The organism is Oceanobacillus alkalisoli, assembly GCF_021556485.1.
Classification (GTDB): domain Bacteria; phylum Bacillota; class Bacilli; order Bacillales; family Amphibacillaceae; genus Oceanobacillus; species Oceanobacillus alkalisoli.
This window is the reverse complement of sequence record NZ_JAKGBW010000064.1, coordinates 1-299: the sequence shown is the minus strand read 5'-3', so window position 1 is coordinate 299 and position 299 is coordinate 1. Positions and strand designations below refer to the sequence as shown.

At 39.1% G+C, this 299-nt stretch carries 1 protein-coding gene; it reads right to left on the bottom strand.

Annotated elements, in window-relative coordinates; genetic code table 11:
* On the bottom strand, positions 1–299 hold a 299-nt coding region (locus LZD48_RS19345), incomplete at both ends, for a hypothetical protein (RefSeq protein WP_235764142.1).

Here is a 299-nt window from a genome sequence, read left to right as displayed (position 1 = left end):
GTTCAAAAACAACAACAGAAAGAACGGAAAGAACGGAAAGAACCTCCACAGAGACAGAAACATAGGGCAGAAAATTAGGTGACAGTTCAAAAACAACAAAAAGAACGGAAAGAACGGAAAGAACCTCCACAGAGACAGAAACATAGGGCAGAAAATTAGGTGACAGTTCAAAAACAACAAAAAGAACGGAAAGAACGGAAAGAACGGAAAGAACGGAAAGAACCTCCACAGAGACAGAAACATAGAACAGAAAATTAGGTGACAGTTCAAAAACAACAACAGAAAGAACGGAAAGAACG